The sequence below is a fragment of the Microbispora sp. GKU 823 genome (assembly GCF_002027145.1).
GTDB lineage: Bacteria > Actinomycetota > Actinomycetes > Streptosporangiales > Streptosporangiaceae > Microbispora > Microbispora siamensis.
In genome coordinates, this window is sequence record NZ_MWJN01000025.1 from 84,315 (window position 1) to 93,394 (window position 9,080).

The following is a 9,080-nucleotide window of genomic DNA, read 5'->3' on the forward strand; positions in this document are numbered from 1 at the left end:
CTCAGTTCGCGGCCGGGCCGTAGTTCGGCAGCTTGTTCAGCTTGTGCTTCTGGTTGAGGATCTCCGGGATGTAGACCTTCTCGTCCCACAGCTCCTTCGCGACCGGCTCCAGGATGATCGACACCGAGCCCTCCTCGCAGCCGAAGGCGCTCGTCATCGCCTTGGTCACCGCGGCGACCAGGTCGGAGTGCTGCTGCTCGGTGAGGGGGACCGGGAAGTGCTTGATGCTGACGTGCGGCATGATGATCTCCTTACGGTGGGTCCCGAGACGATCCCTGATGGCTTCGACCAGCTCGTCGATCTCCGGATCCCTGAGCAGGCCGTAGTGATCGGCTTCCAGGTCGACGACGACCGGGGCCGTCGCCGAATAGCCGCTGCTGTTCTCCAGGAACGAGTAGTCGTCGCCCCTGGCCTTGAAGATGGTGATCGGCGCGTCGATCCGCCGCCGGGCCAGCTCGCGGAAGGTGTAGCTGAACTCGAAGGTCTCCCCCACCACCCGCATGATCCGGCGTACGAGGTCGATGTCCAGGTCGGGGAAGTGGCGGTGGACGAAGGCGGCGAAGCTCTCCTCGTCCACGGCCTCGGCCAGGCACCGCTCCAGCAGCGGCCCGGTGATCGTGCCGGCGAAGACCGAGAAGAGGATCGTCACGTACGCCTTGTTGCCGAAGCCGGCCTCGCGCTCGTGCTCGGACGTGCCCGCCAGGTGGACCTTCGGCGAGCCCGGCGCGATCAGGAACAGGTGCTCCACCCGCTCGCCGGCCTGCTCAAGCTGGTAGGCGGCCTCGAACGCGACGCGCGCGCCGAACGAGTATCCCCACAGCGTGTACGGACCCGACGGTTGCAGCCGCTGGATCGCCTTGACGTCCTCGGCCGCCATCTCGCCGATGGTCGCGTACGGGATCTCCTCGGGGTTGATCCCGTACGCCTGGATCCCGTAGAAGGGCTGGGTGGCGCCCATCCTGGCGGCCAGCGTGCGCAGGTTCATCGTGTAGCCGCCGAGGCCGGGCCAGCAGTAGACGGGCCGGCCCGCGCCCTCCCGCTGCAACGGCACGAGCCGGGAGCACGCCTCGGACTCGCGTCCGTCGACCCGCCGGGCGAGCTTCTCGATCGTGGGGCACTCGAACAGCACCTGGAGGGGCAGCGAGCCGCAGAACTCCCGGTTGATCTTGTTGATCAGCCCCACGGCGATGAGCGAGTTGCCGCCGGAGGCGAAGAAGTCGTCCTGCACCGAGACGGTCTCCCGCTTCATCGCCTTCTTCCACAGCTCGGCGATCCGGCGCTCGGTCGTGGTCCGCGGCGCGACGTACGGCCGGTCGGCGTTGTCCACGTTCGTCGCGTCGGACTCGGCCAGCCCCTTGACGTCGATCTTCCCGTTCGCCGTGAACGGGAGCCGGTCCAGCACGACGACCTTGTTGGGGATCATGTAGTCCGGCAGGAAGTTGATCAGGTCGTCCCTGATCATCTCCGCCGGTCCCTTCATGTGGACCGAGTCCTCCTTCATCCCCTCGCTCAGCCGCTGCTCGTCGCTCACGCGGCCACCGATGAAGAAGTAGGACGGGCCGGTGGGCCGGCCGAGCTCGCGGAGGATGCCGTCGATCCGGCGCGCCGAGGGCAGGTCGTCGCCGGACTTCGAGCTGTATCCGGACGACATGAACCCGATGTTCACGTCGTTCATCGACAGGTGCTGCAGCGTGCGTCCCAGGTCGATGTAGCGCAGCCAGTCCTCGTCGTTCCTGCTGATCACCGAGATGCCGAGGCTCGACCGGTCGTAGACCGCCTGGTTGATCGCGATGACCTGCTTCTTGAGGATGAGCTCGTCGGAGATCAGCCGCAGCCGGCCGTTCTCGTAGGCGTACTGGCCCGCCCGCAGGTCCGCGATCTTCCCGGGGTGCGCCTGGACGTAGAGGTCGACCTCGTCCTGGCGCGGCCCGGCGTACGGAACCAGCTCGAACGTGCCGAGGTAGTAGTCCTCGGCGGCGCAGTCCAGGTGGTCCTTCGTGGCCGGCGCGTACTCCAGGGCCCTGATGTCCAGGCCGTACTCGGGCAGCACCTCTTCGAACAAACCGACCATGTGGCCGGTCTCGATCTCCAGGACCTCGCGGATGTTGTTCTTGTAGACCGGCTCTATCGCCCGCTTCTTGCCGACGAAGTGCAGCCTCACCCGCGGCTCCGCTCCCCCGGCGGCCGGCCCGATCAGCACGAGCCGGTGGTGCACGGGGTGGTGGTAGTAGAAGCCCGGCCGCAGGCCGCCGATCCCGTTGATCTCCAGGTAGAGCTGGGTCGCGTACAACGCCCCCGGCGAGGCGTACGCGTACTTCGGCAGCAGGCGCTCCTCGCTGAGGTGCTGGCCGAAGTAGCGCAGGATCTCGCCGAGCTCCTCCAGGCCGACGGTGCCGAGGCCGCGGGAACGCGCGCCCTCGGTCTTCCTGGCCAGCAGCTTCAGGATGTCGCCCCGGCCGAGCTCCCCGCCCTCGTAGAACCGGTAGGTCTTGCGGGCGAACGCCAGGCCGCGTTGCCGCGCGGTCGCCTGCTTGCCCGGCAGGTCGATCACCGGCCTGCCGTCGAGCTCCGCGGCGTCCCGGACGCCGGGGTTGGACAACTGCGTCCTGACCTGGAGCCTGCTCGCCTTGGACTGGTGGTGGGCGCCGTGGTTGCCCTGGTCCATCAGCGCCGCTTCCTTGGGATTCAGCTCCACGCAGGCGATCAGGTTCTGGAACCCGGTGCGCGGGTCGTTCTTGACGATGACCGCGGCGTGCTTGACCCAGTCGTGGGTCTCGATGGCCAGCTTGATCTCGTCCAGCTCGACCCGGAACCCGCGCAACTTGACCTGGTTGTCCGCGCGGCCGACGAACTGGACGGTGCCGTCGGCGTTCCAGTACGCGAGGTCGCCGGTCTTGAACAGCCTGCCCTCGCCGAGCGGGTTGTCCACGAACCGCTCGGCGGTCAGCTCGGGTCTGTGCAGGTAGCCGCGGGCGACCTGGACGCCTCCGATGAACAGCTCGCCGATCTCGCCGACGGCCACCGGCGCCCCGGCCAGGTCGAGGATGTGGTAGTCGGTGTGATCGACCGGCGCCCCGATCGAGATCGCGTTCGGGCCCTCGTCGACGGTCGCCGGGATCACCGTGTAGGCCGACGAGTTGATCGTGCACTCGGTGGGGCCGTACAGGTTGACCAGCGCGCACCCGGGCATGGCGTCGAGGAAGCTCGTCGCGAGCGTCTTGGACAGGACCTCGCCGCCGGTGAAGACCTGCGTGAGCGACGTGCAGCTCTGCAGTTCCTCGGTATCCAGCAGCGCCGTCAGCAGCGTCGGAACGCACTGCAGCGTGGTGACGTCGTGCGTCCTGATGACCTCGACCAGCCGCTCGGCGTCCCGGTAGACCCCGGGCGGGCCCACGACGACCACGGAGCCGCAGACCGGCGCGAGGATCTCCCACTGCGCCGCGTCGAAGCTCATCGGCGTCTTCTGCACGATGACCTTGTCCTGGTCGATCCCGTAGGCGGCCCGCAGCCACCGCATCTGGCTGACGATGCTGCGGTGCTCGATCATCACACCCTTCGGCTTGCCGGTGCTGCCGGAGGTGTAGATGACGTACGCGAGGTTGCCGGGACGCAGGCCCAGGTGGCGATCGGGGTGCCGGTCGCCTCCGGGCGAATCCGCGAACCGTTCCGCGTCCTTCAGGGTGACGATCCGCGTCCCGGCGGGCGCCAGCTCGGTCAGCCTGCCCACGAGCTCGTCCTGCGTGACGACGACCCGCACGCCGGCGTCCTCGATCATGTAGCGCAGGCGCTCTTCCGGGTATTCGGGGGACAGCGGCAGGTAGGCGCCGCCGGCCCGCAGGATTCCCCACACGCCGACCATCAGGTCGATCGACGGCTCGACGAAGAGCCCCACACATTCGTCGAGGTCCACGCCGAGCTCCCGCAGGTGCCGGCCGAGGGCCGCGCCGCCCTCCGCGAGTTCGCGGAAGGTCAGCCGCCGCTCTCCGCAGACGACCGCCGTGGCGTCCGGGCGCGACCGGGCCTGGGCGTCGAGCAGATCGGGAAGACAGGTGTCCTCGGGTGATTCCCGCCTCGCTTCAGCGACTGGAGTGGTGATCATTTCCTCCCCCTGCGATGGGCGGACAAGGGTTACTGGGAAACCGCGGCCCTCGGCGCCGCCACCCGTTTCCCGCGCTCCCCCGCGGGGTGACCGGCCTGGGCTGCGCCGCAAGCCGGTCGGGCCTACCGCCGGGCCGTCGGGAGGTGAAGCCTGTGGAGGCCACGTGAAACCCTGGGGTGGGTTCGTCCCGGGGGCTGTGCCGCCGGTGCGGCAGGAAGATCCGACCGGCGACGGTTGGAGTCCCCTCCCCTCGGGGAGGGGAGGATGTCAGCGGGTGATGTCCGTACCGAAGTACCGGTCGCCGAAGTCGCCGATGCCGGGGATCATGTAGGCGTTCTCGTTCAGCCGTTCCTCGATGGCCGAGGTGACGATCCGCAGGTTCGGGTGACGCGCGTGGACCGCGTCGATGCCCTCCGGCGCCGACAGCAGGGTGACGAAGACGATGTCGTCCTCCGCGACCCCGTGGTCGAGCAGCACCTCGACGGCGGCCAGCGCGGTCCCGCCGGTGGCCAGCATCGGGTCCAGCAGCAGCACGCTCCTGCGGTCGATGTCCGCGGGCAGCGCGGAGTAGTACAGCCGCGGCAGCTTCGTCACCTTGTCGCGCTGGATGAGGATCTTGCCGATCCGCACTCCCGGCGCCATCGCCCGCAGCTCGGACTCCATGCTCTCCCCGGCGCGCAGGACGGACACCCCGCAGATCGGCAGGGCCGGCCGCAGGCCGTGGTAGGTGCGCCCCACCGGGGTCTGCACGTCGAACGGCTCGAACGGCAGGAGGTCCAGGGCCGTCTCGATGAGCTGGCGGATGATCCGGCCCGACGTGGTGACGAAGCGCCCCAGGTCGGCGTCCCGGTCGCGGATGACCGTGTGCAGCGCCCGCAGCTGCCTGGTCTGCGGCAGCAGATGTACGGTGCCGGTGGCCTGCGCCGTAGTGATGGTCATGCCTTCTCACCCGCCTCCAGCTGGGCGAAGGCCCTGCGGGCCTCCTGGACGAACTTGCGCACCTTCAGCCGGTCCTTGCGGCGGGTCACCGGGTCCTCCAGGCCGGTGTGCGCGTCGACCGCGGCCGGGCGGACCTCGGTGATCGCGGCTGCGACGTTGTCCGGGTTCAGCCCGCCGGCGAGCATCAGCGGCTTGGGCGAGATCCGCACCAGTTCGGCGCTGATCGACCAGTCGTGCAGCAGTCCGGTGGCACCCTTGGCACCGGTGGCCGGGTTGAAGGTGTCGGTGATGAACATGTCGACCCACTCGGCCGCCTCGTCCACGATCGCGGTCAGCTCGTCGAGGTTGTCCTGCTTGACCACGAGGCTCTTGAGCACGTACAGGTCGGGGGCGATCCGCCGCAGCTTCCGCAGTTCCTCGGCCGTCACGTCGCCGTGCAGCTGGATCGCGGTGACGCCCAGCTGCTCGCAGAATTCCTTGATCTCCTCGGCGTCGGTCAGGTAGGTGATGACGACGCCCCTGTGCTCCGGCTGGATCTCCTTGACGATCGCCGCGGCGTCCTCCTCGGACAGGTCCTCGTTCTTCGCCGGCAGCCGCAAGGCGAAGCCGAGCCAGTCCGCGCCTTCCTCGCGGATCAGGTCCGCCTCGGCCTGGTCGATGACACCGGCCACCTGAATCAGTCCCTGCATGTTGACCCGCCTTTCGAACCGGCCTGAGCGGCCTCGGTCGGAAACGAATTGCAAACGGCCATGAACATGGCATTGAACAGCCCGCGACAGTGCGGCCATTAGAGAGGGAATTCGCAGCGGCGCGAATACTCCGGGCCTGCGAGGCCTATTCAGAATTCGCGTCGGCGGGCTTTTCCCACAACCCCTAGCGGCCCCACAGCATGTCAGGACGATCCAGGGCACCTTTGGACTTTTCGGGTGCCCCCGGCGCGAGCATGGAAGAGACGGCCGGCAACCCCACATGACCCCTATCGGGAAACGGCCCGTCCCGAGTCGTGCGCGGCTCTCGTTGACCCGCCGGGAAACGCGGAACTAGCCTCCGTTTCCAAGTGCCCCGACGAGCACGCGCGAGAAACGGCGGTGGTGAGAATGCACCACGAGCAATCGCTTTCCCCGGACGATTCGCCGGTGCGGTGCCCGGCCCCCCGGGGCGCCGTCTCGCGCCCGCTCACGCCGCCCGGGTGCCGCCACCGGCCCGCGCGTCTCGAACCCGGCCAGCCTCCCGTCTGGCCAATCGCTTAGCACTAAGGTAATCTCTCTTAGTACTAAGCGACTTCGCCTGCCGCTCGTCTGCGGCCGCCGGGGCCGATCGGCACCAGAGCACGACCCGACCGACGTACGACGTCAGTTCTCGCCTGCCCGACCGGGCCCACGCGCACAGGAGGAACCAGATGACAGTCATCGAGTCCGTCTCCGCCGGGACCGGCAAACCGGATCGCGTCCCCCTCAAGAACTGGCTCGCGGTGATCGCCGTCGCACTGGGGACCTTCCTGGTGGTGACCGTCGAGAACCTGCCCATGGGCCTGCTCACCGCCATCGGCGGCGGCCTGCACGTCTCCGACGGCGAAGTCGGCCTGATGGTGACCGTGTCCGGCCTGGTCGCCGCCGTCACCGCACCGCTGCTGCCGGTGGCGATCCGGGGGCTGGACCGGCGGGTGGTCCTGCTCGGCCTGATCCTGCTGGCGCTGGTGGCCAACGTCGTGTCCGCGGTGACCCCGTCGTACGCCGTGCTGATGGTGGCCCGGCTGTTCGTGGGCGTCAGCATCGGCGGGTTCTGGGCGCTCGCCGGGGGCCTCGGCGTCCGGCTCGTCCCCGAGGCACACGTCGCGAAGGCCACTTCGTTGATCTTCTTCGGCGCCATGGCCGCCAACGTCCTCGGTGTCCCCGCGGGCACGCTCGTCGGCGAGCTCACCGGCTGGCGCGTCGCGTTCGGCGTGGTCGCCGCGGTCGCGCTCCTGCTGGTGATCGCGCTGGCCGTGCTGCTGCCGAAGATGCCGGCGTCCGAGCCCGTACGGCTGCGCACGCTGGGCGAGCAACTGCGCACGCCCGCCGTCCGGGTCGGCGTCCTCGCCACCTTCCTGCTGGTGTCCGGGCACTACGGCGCCTTCACGTTCGTCAGCCCGATCCTGCAGGACGTCTCCGGGGTCGGCGCGGCGTTCGTCGGCCCGCTGCTGCTGGCGTACGGCGTGGCCGGGATGGCCGGCAACCTCATCGCCGGCTCCTGGGCGGGCCGCAACGTCCGCGGCACCATCGTCGCGGTCAGCGTCGCGCTCGCGGTCATCCTGGCGGCGTTCCCGTTCCTCGGCGGCAACGCGGTCACCGGGTCGATCCTGTTGATCGCGTGGGGGTTCGCGTTCGGCGGCCTGCCGGTGAGCGTGCAGACCTGGATCATCAAGGCGGCGCCGCAGGGCGTCGAGGCCGCCACCGGGCTGAACACCTGCATGTTCAACCTGGCGATCGCGCTGGGAGCGCTGTTCGCCAGCCTCATCGTCGGGGCGGTCGCCGTGACCGGCGTGCTGTGGGTCGCGGCGGGACTCGTGGTCCTGACGTCGCTGGTGGTGTTCGGCACCAGGCGGGTCGAGCGGGTCTAGGACGCCCGCTCGTCGCCCAGTGACAGCAGCAGTTGCCTGAGGGTCTCGGCCAGGTTCTCCCGCTGGGCGGGGGTGAGCCCGGCGAGCAGGCGCCGTTCGGTGTCCACGTGGTCGGGCAGCGCCCGGTCGATGAGCTCGCGACCGGCGTCGGTCAGATCGACGTGGACACCACGGCCGTCGACGTCACTGGGCGTCCGCGTCACCAGGCCCCGCGCCTCCAGCCGGTCGAGGCGCTGGGTGACCGCCCCTGAAGTGATCATGGCCGAGCGCATCAGCTCCGCCGGGGCCTGCCGGCCGCCGCGGCGGAGGGTGGCCAGGACATCGAACGACGAGGGGTCCAGGTCGTGCTCGGCGAAGGTGCGGCGCAGCTCGTTGTTGACGAGCTGCGTCAGCCTCGACAGCCGGCCGAAGACCGCCATCGGGGACACGTCCAGGTCAGGGCGGGCGTCGGCCCACTGCCGCAGGACGTGGTCCACATGATCGGGCACACCGCAAGGTTACCGCCCGCGGCACCCCCGAAATCGAGAGGAAGAAGCAGAGGCATGCGCATCACAGTGTTCGGGGCGACCGGGAACGTGGGCAGACGCGTCGTCGCCGAGGCCGTGTCCCGCGGACACGAGGTGACCGGCGTGGCCCGCAATCCGGTGCGGCTCGCCGGACTGCCCGGCGAGGCGCGCGTCCGCGTCGGCGACGCGACCGACGTGGACGACGTCGTCGCGCTGACCACCGGGCAGGACCTGGTGATCACCGCGACCTGCCCGGCGCCCGGCGACGAGAGCCAACTGGTCACGGTCGCCACCACGCTGCTCACGGCGTGCGCCAAGACCGGCGTACGCCTGCTGCTCGTCGGCGGCGCGGGCAGCCTCACCGTCGAGGGCGGCGGCCGCCTGATGGACCGGCCGGGCTATCCGTCCTTCCTGCTGCCGATCGCGGCGGCGTGCGTCGAGCAACTGGAGGCCTGCCGGGCGAACACCGTCGTGGACTGGGCCTACCTGAGCCCGGCCGACCTGCTCGTCCCCGGGGAGCGGACCGGCCTGTACCGGGTGGGCGGCGACGAGCTGGTGGTCGACGCCGACGGCGAATCCCGGATCTCGATCGAGGACCTCGCGGTGGCGTTGCTGGACGAGGCCGAACAACCGCGCCACCACCGGACCCGTTTCACCGTCGCGTACTGACTTCCGGCAGGCCACGGCTCGGCCGGGCGCACCGCGCGTCGTGCTCCGCCACCGGATCCGTCACTGGATCGGCCATGCCGACCGACCCTGGTGTTGAGTTGTCGTGCCCGCACCCGTCACACCTACGAAGGGACACGACGAGGCGGAAGGATGACGTGATGGGTGCGGACACGCGGCTGGAGGAGCTGGGCGTGAGCGGTCTGGGCGAGGTCGGCGAGCCGGCGTTCTCGGGGCTGGCGGAGCGGCACCGGCGGGAGCTGCACGTGCA

Annotated in this window: 6 protein-coding genes; 2 read left to right on the forward strand and 4 right to left on the reverse strand. The window is 69.7% G+C overall.

What is annotated here, in order from left to right:
* Position 1 precedes the first annotated feature (1 nt).
* The 3 genes from B1L11_RS15965 to B1L11_RS15975 all read right to left on the reverse strand — a co-directional run bounded on the left by B1L11_RS15965 (position 2) and on the right by B1L11_RS15975 (position 5,727).
* Entirely contained in the window at positions 2-4,099 is a 4,098-nt protein-coding gene (locus tag B1L11_RS15965; protein ID WP_079315207.1) for an amino acid adenylation domain-containing protein, read from the reverse strand.
* A 267-nt stretch (positions 4,100-4,366) separates the two neighbouring features.
* On the reverse strand, positions 4,367-5,038 hold the full coding sequence (gene upp, locus B1L11_RS15970; RefSeq protein WP_079315208.1) for a uracil phosphoribosyltransferase: 672 nt from the start codon (positions 5,036-5,038) through the stop codon (positions 4,367-4,369).
* On the reverse strand, positions 5,035-5,727 hold the full coding sequence (locus B1L11_RS15975; protein ID WP_079315209.1) for a phosphoribosylanthranilate isomerase: 693 nt from the start codon (positions 5,725-5,727) through the stop codon (positions 5,035-5,037). The genes upp and B1L11_RS15975 overlap by 4 nt, the downstream gene beginning before the upstream one ends.
* Before the next feature lie 710 nt (positions 5,728-6,437).
* Here B1L11_RS15975 and B1L11_RS15980 point away from each other — a divergent pair.
* Positions 6,438-7,637 carry an MFS transporter gene (locus B1L11_RS15980; protein WP_079315210.1) on the forward strand — a complete coding sequence of 400 codons (1,200 nt, stop codon included), beginning with the start codon at positions 6,438-6,440 and terminating at the stop codon, positions 7,635-7,637.
* Here B1L11_RS15980 and B1L11_RS15985 read toward each other — a convergent pair.
* Positions 7,634-8,125 carry a MarR family winged helix-turn-helix transcriptional regulator gene (locus B1L11_RS15985; RefSeq protein WP_143737302.1) on the reverse strand — a complete coding sequence of 164 codons (492 nt, stop codon included), beginning with the start codon at positions 8,123-8,125 and terminating at the stop codon, positions 7,634-7,636. The genes B1L11_RS15980 and B1L11_RS15985 overlap by 4 nt on opposite strands.
* A 54-nt stretch (positions 8,126-8,179) precedes the next feature.
* Between B1L11_RS15985 and B1L11_RS15990 the strand changes: the two genes are divergently transcribed.
* A complete protein-coding gene (locus B1L11_RS15990) occupies positions 8,180-8,812 on the forward strand; it encodes an NAD(P)-dependent oxidoreductase (RefSeq protein ID WP_079315211.1) in 633 nt (210 codons plus the stop codon).
* Positions 8,813-9,080 lie beyond the last annotated feature (268 nt).

Coding starts and splice junctions, on each gene's coding strand:
- B1L11_RS15965 (WP_079315207.1), bottom strand. CDS start 4,099: ATGATCACCACTCCAGTCGCTGAAGCGAGGCGGGAATCACCCGAGGAC.
- upp (WP_079315208.1), bottom strand. CDS start 5,038: ATGACCATCACTACGGCGCAGGCCACCGGCACCGTACATCTGCTGCCG.
- B1L11_RS15975 (WP_079315209.1), bottom strand. CDS start 5,727: ATGCAGGGACTGATTCAGGTGGCCGGTGTCATCGACCAGGCCGAGGCG.
- B1L11_RS15980 (WP_079315210.1), top strand. CDS start 6,438: ATGACAGTCATCGAGTCCGTCTCCGCCGGGACCGGCAAACCGGATCGC.
- B1L11_RS15990 (WP_079315211.1), top strand. CDS start 8,180: ATGCGCATCACAGTGTTCGGGGCGACCGGGAACGTGGGCAGACGCGTC.